Here is a 19341-nt window from a genome sequence, read left to right on the forward strand (position 1 = left end):
TCATCCGCCAAACATACATCACGATTCTGCCCGGACGTCCAGCTGAATAGGGTTAACGAACCCTTAACGTAACCGCCTGACGAAACTCCGCATATCTTCATTTTTCCTATTATAATCATTAGCTTGGTCTCCGTTCATCATAGCAGAACCGAAGCCGCCTACTAGCACTTTTGCTACTGATCCGCGCCCGAACGGGGCTTCTTTTTGCAGGGACGAAGGGAACATCCTGCTGCACAGGGCGCGAATCGAAGAGCGCCGATCAGGTGATCTGAACGTCCATTTCCGCCATTCCCTCGACAATAATCCTTCAAGCCTCCCAGGTGCGGCCACCGAAAAGAATGCAGGGTGATTGCATTTTCAGCCACCAGCCGGAGTTAGAGGCAAACGAAACCGGGGCAGGCCGGCTCTCTCAGGGTCAGCCCGTCGGGTGGACCGGGCGCGGCTTACCGCGTCCTGGTTACTGACACTTTTGCCAGTAGAGCAGTCACGCCTCATCAGGCAAAGCTTCTCGGGCAAACCTGAAGAGGAGCTTTACCAATGGATAAAGACCACCATCAATATCCCGTGACGGGCTTCGCCACGTCGGCCGGTCCTGCCTGAGGGGCCATTCCATGAACCAGACCCGTTCTCTGCCACGCCTTGTTCGGAAGCTCCAGGAGGCCTTGGGAAAACGCATCTGCACGGCCCTCGACGAGGCTGACGTTGTTGAGGTGATGGTGAACCCCGATGGAAAGCTCTTTATCGAGCGCCTGGGATACGGCATCACTCAAGCAGGCGAAATGACAGCGGTTTCAGCGGAAATAGTCATTGGCAGCGTGGCGCACCTCCTGGGTTGCGAGGTCGATGACGGGCATCCGATCGTATCCGGCGAATTGCCGGTTGGCGGCCACCGGTTCGAAGGCCTTTTGCCGCCCATTGTCGCAGGACCGTCCTTTACGATCAGACGGCGCGCATCAAGGCTCATTCCTATCGATGACTATGTCGCCGCAAAAATCATGACGCGCAAGCAGGCGTCGCTCATCCGCAGTGCCGTGCAATCCCGACTGAATATGGTCGTGTCGGGAGGAACGGGCTCGGGCAAAACGACACTTGCAAATGCGATCATTGCCGAGATCGTCGCCAACGCACCAGGAGAGCGGCTTGTCATCCTCGAAGACACCGCAGAGATCAGGTGCATGGCAACCAATTCCATCGCACTTCACACAAGTGACGGGGTCGATATGTCCCGCCTCCTGAAAAGCACAATGCGCCTTCGGCCGGACCGGATCATCGTCGGCGAAGTTCGCGATGGCGCAGCACTTACGCTGCTCAAGGCGTGGAATACCGGCCACCCGGGCGGTGTTTGCACGATACATTCCAATACGGCGACATCCGCATTGCGCCGGATGGAGCAGCTGACCGCCGAGGCAAGCCAACAGCCGATGAGCAGCGTTATCGGCGACGCCATCGATCTCATCATATCAATCGAGCGAACGCCGACGGGACGAGGGGTAACGGAGATCCTGCAGGTTAAAGGTTTCGCTGGTGGCGCATATCAGACCGAGCCTTACAATGAGGTATCACGCAATGCGGCCTGACAGCGCCACAACTATCCAGATCGGGAGTTTACTGCTCGCTATCGGTTTTTCGACACCGACCTTCGCCAGTTCTGGCGGAAGCCTTCCCTGGGAAGCGCCGCTCGAACAGATCCAGCAATCAATTACCGGTCCCGTCGCTGGCTACATAGCGTTGGCGGCGGTGGCAATTGCCGGCGGAATGTTGATCTTCGGTGGCGAACTCAACGATTTTGCCCGCAGGTTGATGTACGTGGTGCTGGTTGCAGGCATCCTGCTCGGCGCAACGACCATTGTCGGCCTGTTTGGTGCGACCGGCGCCTCGATCGGCTTGTCAACCGACCAGATCGCAAAGCTCGGCTTGACCCGGGAAACGGAGGAGACCTTATGACCCTCCACCGCAGCCCTATCCACAGAGCATTGTCTCGACCGAACCTGTTGATGGGCGCCGACCGGGAACTCGTCCTCATTACCGGACTTGCCGCAACAATCCTCATCTTCGTCGTGCTGACGGTCTTTTCGGCGCTCTTCGGCATGGCAGTCTGGATCATCATCATCGGCCTGCTTCGCGTGATGGCCAAGTCCGATCCGCTCATGCGGCAGGTCTATACCCGGCACATTTCCTACAAGCCATACTATCGGCCGACAGCAGCGCCGTGGCGCAAGTACTGAGGAGTACGTGATGGCTGCCCTCAAACGATTTCGCGCGACCGGTCCTTCTTTCGCAGATCTGGTTCCTTATGCCGGATTGGTCGACAACGGGGTCATGCTGCTGAAGGACGGGAGCCTGATGGCTGGCTGGTATTTCGCTGGTCCGGATACTGAAAGCGCTACCGATAGCGAACGCAACGAACTTTCCCGTCAGATCAATGCGATCCTGTCACGTCTGGGAACGGGCTGGATGATCCATGTCGAGGCGATCCGCGTCCCGACCGTCGACTACGCCTCGCCGGAACAGTGTCATTTTCCAGATCCGGTAACACGCGCGATCGATGCGGAACGCAGGAGCCATTTCGGCCGCATCCATGGCCACTTCGAAAGCAAGCATGCGATCATTCTCACCTATTGCCCGCTTGAGTCGAAGAAGACCGCACTGAGCAAATATATCTACTCAGATGAAGAAAGCCGAAAAAAGTCCTATGCGGACACTGCCCTGTTAATGTTCCGCAATGAAATCCGGGAGATCGAGCAATATCTGGCGAACACGCTATCCATCTCCCGCATGCGGACACGCGAGGTCTTCGAACGGGGAGGCGACAGAACCGCCTACTATGACGAGCTTATGCAATTCATCCGCTTTTGCATCACCGGAGAGAGCCATCCGGTTCGGCTGCCGGACGTTCCCATGTATCTCGACTGGTTGGCCACGGCAGAGCTTCAGCATGGCCTGACCCCAAAGGTCGAGAACCGGTTCCTTGGCATCGTCGCCATTGACGGGCTACCGGCGGAAAGTTGGCCGGGTATCCTCAACAATCTCGATCTGATGCCCTTATCCTACCGCTGGTCGTCGCGGTTCATATTTCTTGATGCGCAGGAAGCCCGACAGAAACTCGAGCGAACGCGCAAGAAATGGCAGCAAAAGGTCCGACCCTTCTTCGACCAGCTCTTCCAGACCCAGAGCCGATCGGTCGATCAGGATGCAATGACCATGGTTGCCGAAATCGAGGATGCCATCGCGCAGGCGTCATCGCAGCTCGTCTCATATGGCTACTACACCCCTGTCGTCATTCTCTTCGACGCGGACCGTGAGGCGCTGCAGGAAAAGGCTGAGGGCGTTCGCCGGCTTGTTCAGGCAGAAGGGTTCGGGGCTCGGATTGAGACATTGAACGCAACGGATGCGTTTCTCGGCAGCCTTCCGGGCAACTGGTACGCCAATATTCGGGAGCCGTTGATCAATACGAACAATCTGGTGGACCTGATACCTTTGAACTCGGTCTGGTCGGGTCATCCGACCGCACCATGCCCGTTTTATCCGCCGGCGTCGCCGCCATTGATGCAAGTGGCCAGCGGATCGACGCCATTCCGCCTAAACCTGCATGTCGATGACGTCGGGCACACTTTGATATTCGGCCCCACCGGCTCCGGCAAGTCGACCCTGCTCGCGCTCATTGCCGCACAGTTTCGACGCTACGAATTCGCTCAGATCTTCGCATTCGACAAGGGCAACTCCCTGCTTCCTTTGACGCTCGCGGCCGGCGGTGATCACTATGAGATCGGTAACGACCAAGATCGGGAGGCGAGGAGGGCGCTGGCATTCTGCCCACTGTTCGATTTATCCACCGACAGCGATCGAGCCTGGGCAACAGAATGGATCGAGGTACTCGTTGCACTGCAGGGTGTGGCAATCACACCCGATTATCGCAATGCGATTTCACGCCAGATTGGATTGATGGCGACCGCTCCCGGCAAATCCCTGTCCGATTTTGTCAGTGGCGTCCAGATAAGGGAGATCAAGGACGCGCTTTATCATTACACCGTCGACGGCCCGATGGGTCAGCTTCTCGACGCGGAGGAGGACGGCCTGACCTTGCGGGCGTTCCAGTGCTTTGAGATCGATCAGCTCATGAATATGGGCGAACGCAATCTCGTGCCTGTCCTCACCTATCTCTTTCACCGCATCGAAAAACGTCTCGATGGCTCCCCCAGCCTCATCCTTCTCGACGAAGCCTGGCTGATGCTCGGGCACCCTGTGTTTCGCGACAAGATCCGCGAATGGTTAAAAGTGCTCCGCAAGGCCAACTGCGCCGTCGTTCTGGCAACCCAATCGATTTCGGATGCCGAACGGTCCGGCATCATCGATGTGTTGAAGGAATCCTGCCCTACGAAGATCTGCCTGCCCAACGGAGCTGCACGCGAACCGGGAACGCGCGAATTCTACGAGCGCATTGGCTTTAACGAGCGCCAGATCGACATCGTCTCAAACGCAATCCCCAAGCGCGAATACTATGTTGCAACGCCCGACGGCCGGCGGCTCTTCGATATGTCGCTTGGGCCACTGGCGCTGAGCTTTGTCGGCGCTTCAGGAAAGGACGACCTGAAGCGTATCCGGGCGCTCAGCGTCCAACATGGCCAGGCCTGGCCCACCCATTGGCTTGAGACGAGAGGAGTTCAAGATGCAACGTCTCTGCTCAACATCAAATAAATGGATTGTACCGGTGATGACGGCGCTGATCGTATCGACGCCCTCTGGTGCCCTCCATGCAGGATCTGCAACAGGCGCGGCCACCGAATGGACGCAGCTCGCCAACAACGCCCAGCTTGTCGACCTTCTCAAAAGCTCCGGGCTGCAGGTCGATAATCAATTGACTCAGATTACGCAGCTGGCAGAGCAGATCGAGAACCAGCTGAGAATCTACGAAAACATGGTGCAGAACACGGCACAGCTTCCGCAGCATATCTGGGGGCAAGTCGAGAGCGACCTCAACCGATTGCGAAACATTGTCGATCAGGGACGGAGTATCTCGTTTGCCATGGGGAATGCAGACGACATTCTGCAGCAGCGGTTCGCAAGTTACGCCGATCTGAAGACCAACCTACCCGAAGGGGATTCCTTTTCCGAAACATACCAGATCTGGTCGGACACAAACCGGCATACGATCGGCGGCACGCTGAAGGCGGCGAGCCTGACCGCGGATCAGTTCAATACGGAAGAGCAAACCATGAATTCGCTACGATCGCTGTCCGAGACGGCCGACGGCCAGATGAAAGCACTTCAAATCGGACACCAGATTGCGGCCCAGCAGGTCTCGCAAATGCAGAAGCTTCGCGGTCTGGTGTCCCAGCAGACGACGATGATGGGAACCTGGCTCCAGACCGAACAGACGGACAAGGACTTGGCTCAAACTCGCCGTGAGGATTTCTTCAAGGCAACAGCACCATCCACGTCTGGTGGCGAAAGAATGAGGATAGAGTGGTGAAACCGAAACTGATCATCACCCTTGTCGCCGCCCTCCTGTCGCTCGGAGGAACAGGGCTGTGGTTCATCACTTCAGAGAGACGGGCGGCGCAAGAGCGGCGCGAAAAGTTCTTCGGATCGACGCGGGATTATCCGGCGGCGGGCGGCGAGAAAATGAAAATCGAATGGTAATCCAATGACAGTTGAGCTCCACAAGATCAGAAGCACAATGATGGTCGTGGCATTCGTTATCGTGTCATTCCAGCCAGCAATCGCCCAAGAAGGCTCGGTTCTCACTGCCCTCCAGAACGAGATCACCACAGCAGCCAAAGGGTGGGAAAGCACGATCATGGATGCAGCCAGATCGTTGTTCTGGATTCTCGCCGGGATCGAGATCGGCATCGCAGCCATATGGTTGGCGCTCCAGGCCGCATCACTCGACACCTGGTTCGCGGAACTGGTTCGCCGCATCATGTTCGTAGGCTTTTTTGCCTTTGTCCTCATGCAGGGACCAACCTTTGCGAAGGCGATTGTCGATAGTCTGTTCCAGATAGGCGCGGATGGCACAACAGCATCGCCTGCTGATGTCTTCAACGCCGGGCTGGCAGTTGCAACTAAAATGTCAGAAAAGGTGCAATTTGGCTTGTTCGAGGACAATGCGCTCGCGATCTCTGCTGCTTTCGCGATGGTATTGACAGTGATTGCATTCTCACTGGTTGCCGCAATTTTCGTTTCAGTGATGGTCGAGATGTATCTTGGCCTGCTCGCAGGAATGATCATGCTGGGCCTGGGTGGCTCCTCGTTTACCAAGGACTTTGCTGTCCGATATTTGATTTACGCATTCTCCGTGGGAATGAAACTGATGGCGCTGGTGATGATTTCGCGGATTGGCTCCGAAGTACTGATTGGCCTCGCTAACCGGCCCGATGTCGGTGATCAGTTCCAAAGGGCCCTTGCAATCTCTGGCATCGCGGTCGCGGTCTTCATCATCGCCATGTATGTACCCAACATTATCCAGGGTGTGGTCCAGGGTGTCTCGGTCTCCGGCGGTATGGAAGTGATCCGGCACAGCGGTCAGAGTGCGTCGTTTGTGGCCGGTGGCGCATTTCTTTCCGCTGCGGCTGCTGGAGCGGCCGCAGCGGCAGCCCAATCCGCAAGAGCCGCGGGCTCCTCGATGGCGGGCGCTGGATTGCGCGGAGCGTGGGCGGGGGTGGGCTCTGCCGGGAAAGCCACCGGCGCGGCAGCAAAGGAAAAGGTAATCGGATCGCCCGGAGCCTATGCCGGCTCGATCATGGGACTTGCCAATGCCAAGCTTGATCAGAGCCGCACCGGGCAGAAAAGCCCAGCACCACCTTCCAAACGAAATCACAAATTGTAATCAGGAAGGCAGACGGCAATGGCAGCAAACCGCCCACCCGACAATCCCTACCTTGCTGCACGCCAGGAGTGGACGGAACGATACGGATCCTATGTCCATGCCGCGCGTGCATGGCGGATCGTCGGCATTCTTGGATTGTCCATGGCCGTGATCGGCTTTGCCTATGCACTGTATCTCAGCACGCAGGTCAAGCTTGTGCCCTATATTGTCGAAGTCGACAAACTCGGCACTTCGGCGGCAGCCGGCTTTCCTCAACAGATTGAATACGCCGATGCTCGGGTGGTGCGGGCAACACTTGGAAATTTCGTCACGAGTTTCCGCTCGATCACACCGGATGCGGTGGTGCAAAAGCAAAACATCGACCGGACCTACGCGCTTCTTCGAGGTTCAGACCCATCGACCGAGAAGATCAATACATGGTTTCGTGGAAATTCGCCCTTCGAAAAGGCCAGGACGTCAACGGTCGCGATCGAGGTGAACAATATCGTCGCGCTCTCCAATCAGACCTACCAGATCGACTGGACTGAATATGAGCGCGACCGCAAGGGCAAGGAAACAGGCATCAGGCGGTTTCGCGGAATTGCGACTGTCGCAGTGACGGCACCACAGGATGAGGCGATCATCCGTCTCAACCCGATCGGTCTTTATGTCCAGGACTTCGACTGGACCGCGCAGCTCTGAGGGCAGGGGAATTCATATGCATCGAACAGGATTGATCGCAGCCGTCTGCTGCACGGTCGGCTTTGTCCTTGCCGACGGCGTCATCGCACAAACCATGACGTCAAACGACGTCAAGGGCACCGAAATCTCGCGCAAATGGCGCGCCACAGCGGGCCTGGTAACAACCGGACCGGATGGGAAAGTCATCTTCCTGTTTGGAGAAACACAGCCTTCGGTCGTGTGCTCGCCCCTTCAGGTCTGCGATATCGAACTGCAAGGCGGCGAGATCGTCCGTGATGTTCTGGTTGGCGATACGGTCAGATGGAAGATCGAGCCGGCAACTTCGGGTGCAATCGCAGGACAGGCGATCCATCTGATCGTCAAGCCTTCCGAAGCCGGCCTTGTGACTTCAATGGTGGTGACGACATCCCGGAGAACCTATCATATCCAGCTGAAATCACATCCCAGCCAATATATGGCCCGGGTGGGGTTCGAGTATCCCGAGGATGTATCAACCAAACTTGCCGATATCAACGCCCGGCTCGAGACGGGAGGAGCCCCGGGCACCGCGCCCGAAAAGCTGAACTTTTCCTATTCGCTCACCGGCCGTGCACCCTGGCGGCCAAAGCGGGTCTATTCCGACGGGGCAAGGACCTACATCCAATTCCCCCGGTCGATCTCCGGGCAGGATGCACCGGTACTCTTCGTCGTCAGCGGCGGTCAGAACCGCATCGTCAACTATCGTATGAAGAACGACACGATGATCGTCGATTACGCCATCGACAGGGCGGTGCTTATATCCGGGGTCGGTTGGCGCCAGCAGAAGATTATTATCCGGCGGGGAGGTTGATCGATGAACAGGACGATTGTCGCATTTTTCCTCTCGACAGTCCTTTCCGGTTGCCAGACAGCAGCTGAAACACCGCCTGCCGGTTCAACGCCGATCACCATGAGTGGCGCGACCGCAAATGCGATCGCCGGCGACATGGCCAGCCGTTTTGCGGAACAGGTGAGACCGGCCGGGGCCACGATCCTCAGGATGGAAACGGACGCATCTGACTATGCTCTGGCGCTTGCGACCGCGCTAAAGGGCTGGGGCTATATCGTGATTGACGAGGGCAAGACAGAAAAAGATCAAAAGCCGGTCGAAATCGCATGGTCGATCGACAATTTCGATGGCCAGGTGCTGGCACGTATCAGCACGCCGGCCATTGCGCTGGGTCGGGCGTACTCAGCGACGCCGACAGGTGCGACCCCTGCAAGTCCGCTTTCCATCCTGCAGCGCAGCTGAGGAGGGTTTATGCCATGGTGCAATCGCTTGAGCTTGGCACGACGGGCAATGGTGACGATCAGCAGCCCATGCGGCGGCTCAACCGACTGCCCGTTCTTGTCGCGATCGTGATTATTGCGCTGTTTTTCGGGGTGGTCTTCATCGGTCTTTCCTGGCGGGGCTTTTTATTCGACCGGAACAATGGCTTCGACAGCGCTTCCACCTCCCCGGCAACCACCTTTGGCGATCAGTTGAAGCGTGGCATTACCGACGGGATCATTGGCGAGCCTGAGCAAGCAGAGGTTTTTCAGCCAGCGCCGGTTGTCGAAGGTGAGCCCATGCCGGAGGTGATTGTCGACCGGCTGCGAGAGGCTCGCACGGAACCACGATCGCAACTGGAGCCCGAGGAGGAATGGAGGGCACGGCTTGCCCGCGAACAGGACGAGCAGATCCTCAGGCAAGCGCAACGCCAGAGGATGGCCAGGCTGCAGGCGCGGGCGACTGCACTTGATTCACCCTTGAAGGTCGACATTCCGGATGATGAGAAAAGCGCTTCCGGCGACAGGACGGCCGCTCAACAATCGCTGAACATCACAGCCAACACCGCGTCCGATCTCTATAATGCAGCAATGAAATCCGGCCTTCTTGGACAAAATGTCGATGCCAATGGCCAGACATCCAAGGAGGATTTCTTCAATCAGGACATAAAGGATCTGGGATATCTTCCGAACCAGGTCGTCCCGCAGCTCTCGCTTTTTGAATTGAAACGGGGCTCGGTAATCCCAGCGACATTAATCACCGGCCTGAACTCTGACCTTCCGGGACGCCTTTCCGCGCAAGTCAGCCAGAATGTTTACGACAGCGCCTCCGGCCATCGGCTCCTGATCCCGCAAGGCGCAAGGCTGTTTGGCCGATATGATTCCAAGCTGTCATTTGGGCAGGAGCGCGTGCTGGTCGTCTGGACCGACATCATCTTTCCGAACGGCTCGACGCTTCAGATTGGAGGATTGGCCGGCACGGACGCGCAAGGATACGGCGGCTTCAAGGACAAGGTCGATCGACATACGTGGCGCACCTTCGCCTCCGCGGCACTCGTTGCCATCATCGGCGCGGGTATCGATATGTCGATGCCGCAGAGTTCGACGCTAGCCACGCAGCAGACGGCCTCAGACGCTGCGCGTCGTAACTTTGCTGAAAGCTTTGGCCGGGTGGCGGAGCAGACGATTTCGAAAAACCTCAACGTCCAACCGACAATTACGATCCGAGCGGGATACAGGTTCAACATCCTGGTCGACCAGGACATGATTTTCCCAACTTCATATCGAAACTAGGATCGGCTCCCGCGCATGTTGATCATCAGTTCCGCATCATATCGAAAAACAGGCGCCCTAGTGTGCGCCACAGGTAATATTCTCCGGCAGGAATTGTGAGCGCGCTGCGAACTTGGCGTTCGCCAGTTCGCAACCATGGAAGAACGCCTGGCGGTCCATAATCACCCTAGATGGAGGTAGTTGATCATGCGGCCATTCCTCATCCGTAGCCAGGCCAGTTCAAAGTATGAAAGCGTCTATTTTCAATTCGTGTAGCGGCCGGATTTAAACGATGAATACGCCAGGCAAGGGACGCAGAATTTCACAAATCGAACCATCTTGGTTTGGGTTTCGTAAAAGGGGCTGCACCCCGCCGCGCCTCTACCTTATTTCTGGCCACCAATTCTCGTGAGATCAATCCGGATGCCGGCTTTTTCGGGTTCGGCGGGCTCCTGCGGTGCTCCTTTGACAGTTTCGATCTCAGTCCCGCCATTGCCCGAAGCCGCCGAAACCGGCTGCATGATCGGTCCGCCCGGATCATTTGCCTGAAACACACTCTCACCCTCGAACTTTCCGGTCTGCCAGGCATGAATGGCATCCTCGAACAGCTGAGGGAACACGTCCGTAGTGGTCGGGTTTCCGTACCATCGTGAAACGATACGGAGGATCTTGGCAAACATCGCGGTCCCCTTGTGCAGATTGAAGCAGGGATCAACCAGATCGACGCCCGGTTCGCCTGCATCCGGTGGGACCGTACCTGCCGGGAATTGTGTCAATCCGACCCGCACGACGGCGCTGCCAATATTCTCGCGGATGATCTCAATTGCCTCCTCCGGTGTTTTCGGCCTGGGAACAAGCAGCAGGCGATCTCCCGATTTCACGCTTATGGCAAGCGGGTCGGCCGAACCGACTGCCTGTACGAACTGTTCAACGATCGCCGGCTTCAGCGATGGGTCGGCACAGTCATTGATCAGCACGGCATCCAGCATGAAGTCCCCTGTTTCAGGTGTTGAACGAAATGACGAGCGGCAGATCGAAAAGACGTGCCCATGCCTGGCTGCTCGCGCGCTGGATGTCGATGACTGAGGTTCCCGCCGTCCACCAGCCATTCCCAACCGCAACAATTGCTTCGGGACCGTGGAGGGCCGACTGCAGTATGGGCCAGACAAGCAATTGCTCATAGCAGATCAGCGGCGCGATCTTCACACCACCGACGTTCACCACAGGGTTTGCAAAGAAGTCGGCGCGCGCACCACCGCCGCCGGCCAGAGCGCGCCAGGGTTGCCACATTGATCCGGGAACCGGCATACGCGACCGGTAAAGGACCTTTCCTTCCTGCGGGGACAGGCTTACCAGCACGTTGTCGTAACCGTCATCGTTGACGATCGCCGCCCCTGCGATACCGACGATGTTCGATCCGGCAAGCTGTCTTCGCCAGAGACGGCTAACCGTCGGCGTCCAGAAACCAAGAGCACTTTCCGGAAAAACGACCGTGGTTCCCGGCGGATGTTTGCGAAGAATGTCAACCAGAGCCTCCTGCCGCGCAAGGCCCGCAACGCGCCCCAGCGACGCCCCCATTTCGAGATCGACGCCCTGCCAGGATGCAGGTGATGTCGGCGTCGTCCACCCAGCAGCGGACCAGAGCCACAAGCCCGTCAATACAATGGTTGCCGCCGGCCACCGGCGCGTGGTCATGACGCCCATGCCAGCTATCATTGCACAAAGGCCCAGCCAACCCCACCCCGGAAAGAGCACACCCGCCGCGGTGATTGGGTGCGCCCATCCCATGAGACCAAACGGAGGTATTGCCATGACAAGGCAGGCAATGAGATAGCGCACCGGTTTCTGCCAGTTGCAACGGCTATTCCACAGCGTGCAATGCACGATCACGAATGATACGGAGGCGATCAGCCAGAGCAAAAGCCCCGCCCGGATGTCCGACGCATAATAATTTGCAACGCCGAGTGGCAACCCACGCGAAGCGGACAGAAAATACGCCGCAGCAAAAAGCGCCGCCTGCGGGCGTGTCCTTGCGCACGACCAGATCGCCGGAAATGCAAGCGTCACCGGCAAAAGCAGGACATGGCCGCTCCAGCCAATCCACCCAGCGAGAGCCGACAGCATCGACAGCATGCAGACGCGGAGAAGGTCACTGACCATGGGTCCAGACCTTCTGTGCCAGCCCAAGAATATTGCCGGCCGGCAGCGGGCCGAAATATCTCGAATCATAAGAGCCTTGAAAGCAGGAATGCAGGTAGACGGTCTCCGGCGGCACCACACCACCACCATAAACCGCGACGGTGCGGCCTCGGCCGTCCTTTAACGCTATTTGGGAGCACGGCAGTGGTTTACCGTCGATATGCACGCGACTGCCGGTTTCAACCACCTGACCGGAGGTCGCCATGACGGTTTTGATCAGCGGCGCTCGCGCTCCGGCGCAGAGCCCCCGTCGCAGATATCCCCGCCTGTAGGCTTCGCGCATGATATCGTTCGTCGACGGACAAATGAAGACGAGATCACCGATGGCGACCGCACGATCAAGAGGGCGGATGCGCCACAAACCGAGAGGCTCACTCGGCGTGACATTGATCCGGACACCGCCAAGCCCGAAAACCAAGGCCACGGCGCACATCGCAAGTACCGATCCACCACACCATGCCAACACCGTAGGGCACCGGGCCTTGACCGGCGCGGAGCCAGAATCTGAAGCCATCATTTGAGGGTGACCTTCTTGCTGCTGGTCGGGCGCAGTACCCCGGTATGTTTCATGGCGATGGTAGAACGCTGATGGGCTGAAAGCTGCTGTGCCGTGCGCATTACGCTCCACGCGCGTTCAACCTGGCTCTTTTGCGTTGCATTCATGCCGGCAGTCACGCGCTGAAACGTCTCACCCTTCGCCTCCTTGGCTATGTCCGGCAGGAACGTCCGCTCTCCAAAGCGCTCTGAGACAGCCTGGGCGAAGGTTTCGATTTCGGTGCTTACGACCTTGTCGGCGAGCTCGGATTGAAGACCAGACGGCAGTTCGTCGCGATCAAAGGCCTGGCGCATCTGCTCAAGAACGTTCCTCGCATGAAGAGACAGGCAAGGGATTTCGAGGGCGACCTGGCGGCGAACGGCAGCCTCCATGGCATGATTTATGCGCTCGGCCTCACGTCGCTGGCGCAGGTAGTCGCCGATACTGTCGGCGAGTGGCCTGACGTTTTTTATCGCTTGCTCACGATCCAGCCGGTCCGTATGGCTCGTAAATATACCGGTTTTGCCGTTGAGGGCGCCAAAAGATCCCGGATCGCTGGCGATCTTCATGATTGTTCTTGCCGAAGCCGCCTGATCTTGCAGCATCGCATCCACATCGATGGCCCTGAAAGCGGAGTCCGGCTGCGCGTAGACATGGTGGAAGCGCATCGAGACTTCTTCCCATTGTTTCTTTAATGACAAGTCGGCTGCAATCCTGTCCTCGACAACCTGACCGATTGATTTCGAAAAGGTGGTGATGCCTGCAACCATGGCGGCTTGCCTGGCCGCCTGGTCTGGGATGATCCTCTTGGCGGGACCCAGGCCAATCCTGGCACCGAGCGCCGTAAGCCGACGGGTGAGCTCAGCGAGCTTGTGCTTTTGCCGCACCGTCCATTCGAGACGATCCCGGGCGATGGTCCGCGCCACGTTGGCGAGATGGAGCCCGCGCGCCTCGGCAAAACGAAGAGCTTGCGCGTAGATGCTTCCGCCGGCGTAGTCGAGACTGGTTTGCTTGGCATTCCTGCGCGAGAGTATCTGCGAAAGGCCGCCTGCCCGGGTAAAGGAGCGGCGGCCATAATAAACGCAGAGATCCTCACGATGACGTGTCATCGCGACATAGGTCAGGTGCCGGTCAAGCGACAGCGATGCGAGCACCTTGACCCGGTCGACGGTCGTGCCTTGGGCCTTATGCACGGTGGTGGCGTAGCCATGATCGATGGTGTTATAAAAACGCTGTTCGACCGACACGTGACGACGCGCCTCGCCGTCATCGATCTCGGCCACGATGCGACCTGATGCCGCTTCGATCACTTTACCCAACATGCCATTCTTGACGCAGAGAGAGCCGTCATTCTTGAGGAACACGATCTGGTCGCCGGCGGCAAAGCGGCGACTGCCGTTTGACGTGCTGAAGGCCGACCCGCATTCAATGACCCCCTTTTCGATGAGCCTGGCGCGCACCAGCTCATTGAGCATGTGAACGTCCCGCCGCAGATGCGCCAGGATCAGGATGGACTTGGCAGGATCGTATTCGCGGATCCAGTCCGAAACCAGCTTCGAGACGGCATCGCCTTTCATCTCGGCACCAACCAGCCGGCCATTTGTGCGATAGGCGTCGAGTGCCCTCCCGACATTCCCGCGGGCAAGATCGAGTGTCGCATCGCGCATCCATTGTTCACGCTGGCGATAGATGGTTTCAAGTCCGGCATAGCCAATGCGATCAGCGATGGCGCGGAAGGCGGCGCCCGCTTCTATGGGCTGCAGCTGTTCCGGATCCCCGACGAGAACGAGCTTGGCCCCGGTCCTGGTCATCCTTTCAACAAGCAGAGCCATCTGCCGCGACGAGACCATGCCAGCCTCATCCAGCACGAAGACTGTCCTGTCATCGAACGCGTTGCGATCCTGTCTCCAGCTCAGCTCCCATGCCGCCAGGGTGCGGGAGGGGATCCCCGCTTCCTTCTCCAGGCCCTCGGCGGCCTTGCCGGCCAGCGCGCCACCAACGACCCGATAACCGACAGCTTCCCAGGCCTCGCATGCCGCCTTCATCATCGTCGTCTTACCGGCGCCAGCACGACCGACCACGGCAGCGATCCCCGCCTTACCTGCAACATGTTCTATTGCTGTCTTCTGCTCGGCCGACAGCCGTTCATACTTCGCAAAGGTCGCATCGAGCACCTTTCGGCGAACGCCGTGCCTGGCCCGCTGCGAGAGCCAGATCGCCCGGTTCGCCATCTCGGCCTCCAGCCTGACCAGTTCACGCGTCGTATATTTTGCCGGCATGCGCGCCCCAGTGACAAGATCGATCCTCTCCCGATCAAGCCGCAGCGTCTGGGGGCTCTGCAGAATGCGAGCAATCAGACTCTGGAAGATGCTGGCATCGTCGATATAGCGATGCACGATCCTTGCGACATCGCGTTCATCGAATACGCTTTTTTCGCGTGTTATCAGGGCCAGAACGAGACCCGGGTCGCGCTCGATACGGCGTGCATTTTCCGCGCGTCGGCCTTCCTGCAACGTCAGGCGCTCCAAAGCGGCGACCTCTGCCCTGTCGTCCATTTTCCGCTGGATGGCGCGGGCACCGACGCCCAGGTGAATGGTGGGCACCAGACCGATACCCTGCTTTTCGAACGAACGGCCGTCGATTCTCACGTCGAGGCCAGCGAGCGCGAGATGCCGGGCCTGGCAGGCGAACCAGCCGTCACGCAACGCATTGAACTCTTCAGATCCACCGGCCCAAAGTTGATAGATGATCTTGCCAGCTTCGTTGCGAACGGGCACGCCGTCGGGTCCAACGACCGCGACCTTCTTCGAGCCGAAACCGTCTTCAGTCAGCGGCCGCAATGTTGTCATAAGATGGATGTGGGGATTACCCGGCGCGTCGTGGAAAACCCAGTCAGCCACCATGCCCTCATTCGTAATGTGCCGGGCCACAAAATCCTTCACGAGCTCGATGTTCTGGCGAGCCGAAAGCTCATTTGGCAGGGCGATCGTCACATCCTTGGCAAGCTGGGCATCGGAACGCTTTTCAAAGTGCTCGACCCTGTTCCAGAAGGCCTCCGAGGTAACCGACATCGAGCCATTCGCAATCATCTGACGCAACCACAGTGGTGCATCGGCGGGTATGGCAATCTCCTCATGCAAAAGGCCCCGCTTGCGGGTGTAGTCGACCGTTCGCGCTTCCCGCTCGTATTCCATCTTTGCACAATGCCGATAGGCAGCCGAGAGCACCGCACTTGCGCCTTTGCCGCGGGTAACGATGCTGACTGAAAAATGCGGGACCGCCATGACAGCAAGGGCTCCTCGGTCGATCAATTCAACGGCTCGTCAAAAGCTGCAGCTCCCGTTTTTGGGCCACAAAACAGCACGTCGCATCCGCGACGTATAATTGCGCCCTTGGGATCCGCTCCTTCGGAACGGTCGGGATCATGCACAAAGTGCGAAGGCTTCGCCTACTGGCATTTCTGTCAGTAGATCGGCACGTCGATCTGGAGAAATCTGGTTTGGCCGACGAGGCGAGCAACATTCAAGGGCAATCCGGACATGAAAAAACCATCCTCCAGAATCCGCGAGGAAATCGCCAGGCTCCAGGAACAGTTGAAACTGGCGGAGACCAGAGAAGCAGAACGCATCGGGCGCGTTGCGCTGCGGGCAGGCGTCGGTGAGATCGAGGTCGACGAGAACCAGTTGCAGGCAGCGTTTGAAGACCTGGCAAAACGCTTTCGCGCCAGTAAGCCGGGCAGGAGCGAACGGAGCCGGGCAGACCAAGGCGGCACGGCCGCGGAAAACTCCGACACGGTCGCAGCTGGCGCGGCTGCGGGCATCTCTGGCAAGGCTTGAACGGATGGCCAGAAAGGTAACAGCAGACGCTCGCAGAAAAGACACCCGCGAGAAGATCGAGTTGGGAGGGCTGATTGTCAAAGCAGGTCTTCGCTATGAGAAGCGCGCCCTACTGCTCGGTGCCCTGGTCGAACTGAAGGGGCGCCTGAAATCGGACGAGAGCGAGCGGAACCGATTGACGGCAATCGGTGCAAAGGCGTTCGGAAATGAAACGGAATAGGATCGCGCTTGCAATTTTACCTGTGGCCATGATGGCCGTCACCGTGTTTGCGATGACCGGTACGGAAACCTGGCTGACCGATCTTGGGAGGACAGAGGCGACCCGGTCCGCATTGGAGCGGGCAGGGCTCACAGTTCCCTATGCTGCGGCCGCAGTGATCGGTTTGATTTTTCTCTTCGCATCAGCCGGATCACCGGGAATTCGCGCGGCAGCGTGGGGCGTCGTTGTCGGGAACGCAGGGATCATCGGGCTTGTCCTGACGAGGGAAGTCATGAGGCTGGCAATGCCTGCATCCCGGCTGCCGGCGGGAATATCGACTCCAGCCTGTCTGGATCCCGCAACCATGGCCGGCGCAGCGGTCGCATTGATGGCCGGCTGCTTTGCAATGCGTGTCGCGATGATTGGCAACGTCGCTTTCGCGCCGGCGTCGCCGAGGAGGCTTGTCGGCAAGCGGGCGCTGTACGGCGAAGCGGGCTGGATGAAACTCGCAGCAGCCGAAAAGCTGTTTTCCGATAGGGGTGGAATCGTAGTTGGTGAGCGATATCGGGTCGACCAGGACAGTGTTTCTGGTGTCGTGTTTCGGGCCGCCAACAGGGATAGTTGGGGAAAAGGTGGGCGCGCTCCGCTCCTTTGCTTCGATGGATCGTTCGGTTCCTCGCACGGCATCGTCTTTGCCGGATCCGGTGGTTTCAAGACGACTTCGGTAACGATCCCTACAGCGCTTAAATGGGGTGGCTCCCTCATCGTCCTCGACCCGTCGAAAGAAGTCGCACCACTGGTTTCGAAACATCGTGAAAGTGCCGGTCGGCGCGTCCGCATTCTCGACCCTCGCCGACCTTCTACCGGTTTCAACGCGCTTGACTGGGTTGGCCGGCACGGCGGCACGAAGGAGGAGGACATTGCCTCGGTAGCGTCCTGGATCATAAGCGATAGCGGGCGTATCGGCGGTGTACGCGAGGATTTTTTCCGCGCTTCCGGCCTGCAGCTTTTGACAGCGATGATTGCCGATGTATGCCTGTCCGGACACACGCCGGAGGCACAGCAGACCTTGCGCCAGGTACGTGCCAACCTTTCTGAGCCGGAACCCAAGCTGCGACAACGCCTGCAGAATATCTACGACAATTCTTCGTCCGATTTCGTGAAGGAGAACGTGGCCGCCTTCGTCAACATGACGACTGAAACATTCAGCGGCGTTTACGCCAATGCGATCAAGGAAACGCACTGGCTTTCATATGAGAATTACGCGGCACTTGTTTCCGGTTCGACCTTCCGAAGTGACGATATTTCTGCGGGCACGACGGACGTGTTCATCAATATCGACCTCAAGATACTGGAGACCCATGCCGGGCTGGCGCGAGTGGTGATTGGCTCCCTGCTGAACGCGATCTACAATCGAGACGACAAAATGGACGGCCGCGCGCTGTTTCTGCTCGATGAAATCGCCCGGCTCGGTTACATGCGCATTCTCGAAACTGCCCGCGATGCCGGTCGCAAACACGGCATCTCGTTGATGATGATCTATCAGTCGATCGGCCAGTTGCGGGAAACCTATGGCGGTCGTGATGCCTCCAGCAAGTGGTTCGAGAGCGCAAGCTGGATAAGTTTTGCAGCCATCAACGACCCGGAAACCGCCGATTACATTTCCCAACGCTGCGGCATGACGACGGTCGAGATCGACCAGATCAGCCATAATATCCAGCCGCGTGGATCGTCCAGGACACGTTCCAAGCAGGTCGCCCCGCGACCGCTGATCCAGCCTCATGAGGTGTTGCGCATGCGTAGCGACGAACAGATCGTGTTCACCGCCGGTAATGCGCCTCTCAGATGCGGTCGTGCAATCTGGTTTCGACGCGATGACATGAAAAATTGCGTCAGCGACACCCGACGCTCAGGGGTCGGCTCGGAACGAGACGAATGACGGGAATGTCCTTCCAAAAGGTCCTGCCCCGGGTGAGGGGTGGCAGCATGGGCAGATCAATGCGGCAGCCCGACGACCAAACAGGTCGGAGAGCCAATTTCAAAGATGCCGGCAGGCAAAAGGCAACCTCTGGATATGCAGGCAGGCCCATCCGGCCTGGTCTTTGCGGCAGAAAAGACCCCGCCTCGTCGGCGGGGTCTGCGAGTTCAGTCGCGGTTCAGGCGGGCCCAGATCAGCTGGTAGCCATCTTCACTTTCGACTTCGGTCAGCGTCGCATAGATCGGCGAGGGAAAGCTTGGGTCGTCGAGCTTGACCGAGAGGTAATCGCGGTCCTGCTCCGATCGCTTCTGCCAGGCGGCGCCGAGTTCAACGGAGCCGGCAAAAATGCGGAACTGCGGGCCTTTGTCCGAGGCGTTCTCAATGCGGGTGATGCGAGCCTTGACGTTGAGAGCAAGAGTGCGGATCGAGCCGGTGAAGCCATTTTCCGTGGAGGTAAAGGTGCCGATGGTAGCCATTGTCATGTTCCTTTTCGCTGTTTCGGGTCGCTCCATTGCGGCCTCGATGGTA

General features: G+C 58.3%; 19 protein-coding genes. 14 read left to right on the forward strand and 5 right to left on the reverse strand.

Annotated features, from left to right (window positions below):
• The first annotated feature begins 611 nt into the window (after window positions 1–611).
• From trbB to trbI, 11 genes are read left to right on the forward strand one after another with little or no spacing between them, the layout of a single operon-like run.
• Entirely contained in the window at window positions 612–1577 is a 966-nt protein-coding gene (gene trbB / locus QSV77_RS24045; RefSeq protein ID WP_302735382.1) for a P-type conjugative transfer ATPase TrbB, read from the forward strand.
• Entirely contained in the window at window positions 1567–1944 is a 378-nt protein-coding gene (locus tag QSV77_RS24050; RefSeq protein ID WP_302735383.1) for a TrbC/VirB2 family protein, read from the forward strand. The genes trbB and QSV77_RS24050 overlap by 11 nt, the downstream gene beginning before the upstream one ends.
• A complete protein-coding gene (locus QSV77_RS24055) occupies window positions 1941–2225 on the forward strand; it encodes a conjugal transfer protein TrbD (RefSeq protein WP_302735384.1) in 285 nt (94 codons plus the stop codon). Before QSV77_RS24050 ends, QSV77_RS24055 begins: the two co-directional genes overlap by 4 nt.
• Before the next feature lie 10 nt (window positions 2226–2235).
• Complete coding sequence (locus QSV77_RS24060; protein WP_302735385.1) at window positions 2236–4695, forward strand: conjugal transfer protein TrbE; 2460 nt, start codon at window positions 2236–2238, stop codon at window positions 4693–4695.
• A gap of 16 nt (window positions 4696–4711) precedes the next feature.
• Window positions 4712–5470: a P-type conjugative transfer protein TrbJ gene (gene trbJ, locus QSV77_RS24065; protein WP_302735386.1), complete on the forward strand. Its 759-nt coding sequence runs from the start codon at window positions 4712–4714 to the stop codon at window positions 5468–5470.
• Window positions 5467–5640, forward strand: a complete 174-nt coding sequence (trbK, locus tag QSV77_RS24070) for an entry exclusion protein TrbK (protein WP_368045865.1) — start codon at window positions 5467–5469, stop codon at window positions 5638–5640. The genes trbJ and trbK overlap by 4 nt, the downstream gene beginning before the upstream one ends.
• Window positions 5641–5644: 4 nt before the next feature.
• Entirely contained in the window at window positions 5645–6826 is a 1182-nt protein-coding gene (gene trbL, locus QSV77_RS24075; RefSeq protein WP_302735388.1) for a P-type conjugative transfer protein TrbL, read from the forward strand.
• Between the two features lie 18 nt (window positions 6827–6844).
• On the forward strand, window positions 6845–7507 hold the full coding sequence (locus QSV77_RS24080) for a conjugal transfer protein TrbF (protein WP_302735389.1): 663 nt from the start codon (window positions 6845–6847) through the stop codon (window positions 7505–7507).
• Between the two features lie 16 nt (window positions 7508–7523).
• Window positions 7524–8336: a P-type conjugative transfer protein TrbG gene (gene trbG / locus QSV77_RS24085; RefSeq protein ID WP_302735390.1), complete on the forward strand. Its 813-nt coding sequence runs from the start codon at window positions 7524–7526 to the stop codon at window positions 8334–8336.
• Window positions 8337–8339: 3 nt separating this feature from the next.
• Window positions 8340–8777 (forward strand): conjugal transfer protein TrbH, encoded by a 438-nt coding sequence (gene trbH / locus QSV77_RS24090; protein ID WP_302735391.1) that lies wholly within the window; start codon window positions 8340–8342, stop codon window positions 8775–8777.
• 14 nt (window positions 8778–8791) lie between these two features.
• Window positions 8792–10087 (forward strand): IncP-type conjugal transfer protein TrbI, encoded by a 1296-nt coding sequence (gene trbI, locus QSV77_RS24095; protein ID WP_302735392.1) that lies wholly within the window; start codon window positions 8792–8794, stop codon window positions 10085–10087.
• 365 nt (window positions 10088–10452) lie between these two features.
• Here the strand turns inward: trbI and QSV77_RS24100 are convergent, their stop codons facing one another.
• From QSV77_RS24100 to traA, 4 genes are all read right to left on the reverse strand, one after another.
• On the reverse strand, window positions 10453–11055 hold the full coding sequence (locus QSV77_RS24100; RefSeq protein ID WP_302735393.1) for a TraH family protein: 603 nt from the start codon (window positions 11053–11055) through the stop codon (window positions 10453–10455).
• Window positions 11056–11068: 13 nt separating this feature from the next.
• The gene (locus QSV77_RS24105) at window positions 11069–12226 is read right to left on the reverse strand and encodes a conjugal transfer protein TraB (RefSeq protein ID WP_302735394.1); all 1158 of its coding nucleotides are present in this window, start codon (window positions 12224–12226) and stop codon (window positions 11069–11071) included.
• Entirely contained in the window at window positions 12216–12698 is a 483-nt protein-coding gene (gene traF, locus QSV77_RS24110; protein WP_302735535.1) for a conjugative transfer signal peptidase TraF, read from the reverse strand. Before traF ends, QSV77_RS24105 begins: the two co-directional genes overlap by 11 nt.
• 80 nt (window positions 12699–12778) lie before the next feature.
• A complete protein-coding gene (gene traA, locus QSV77_RS24115; RefSeq protein WP_302735395.1) occupies window positions 12779–16084 on the reverse strand; it encodes a Ti-type conjugative transfer relaxase TraA in 3306 nt (1101 codons plus the stop codon).
• 255 nt (window positions 16085–16339) lie between these two features.
• Between traA and traC the strand changes: the two genes are divergently transcribed.
• The 3 genes from traC to traG are packed head-to-tail and all read left to right on the forward strand — an operon-like array spanning window position 16340 to window position 18774.
• On the forward strand, window positions 16340–16636 hold the full coding sequence (gene traC / locus QSV77_RS24120; RefSeq protein WP_302735396.1) for a conjugal transfer protein TraC: 297 nt from the start codon (window positions 16340–16342) through the stop codon (window positions 16634–16636).
• 4 nt (window positions 16637–16640) lie between these two features.
• Entirely contained in the window at window positions 16641–16856 is a 216-nt protein-coding gene (gene traD / locus QSV77_RS24125; protein ID WP_302735397.1) for a type IV conjugative transfer system coupling protein TraD, read from the forward strand.
• Window positions 16843–18774, forward strand: coding sequence for a Ti-type conjugative transfer system protein TraG (gene traG / locus QSV77_RS24130; RefSeq protein ID WP_302735398.1), 1932 nt, complete (start codon window positions 16843–16845; stop codon window positions 18772–18774). The genes traD and traG overlap by 14 nt, the downstream gene beginning before the upstream one ends.
• 206 nt (window positions 18775–18980) lie before the next feature.
• On the opposite strand, the gene QSV77_RS24135 is transcribed toward traG, so the two are convergent.
• Window positions 18981–19289, reverse strand: coding sequence for a DUF736 domain-containing protein (locus QSV77_RS24135; RefSeq protein WP_302735399.1), 309 nt, complete (start codon window positions 19287–19289; stop codon window positions 18981–18983).
• Window positions 19290–19341: the final 52 nt, after the last annotated feature.

It is taken from the genome of Agrobacterium sp. V1, from assembly GCF_030518355.1.
Taxonomy (GTDB): Bacteria; Pseudomonadota; Alphaproteobacteria; order Rhizobiales; family Rhizobiaceae; genus Agrobacterium; species Agrobacterium cucumeris.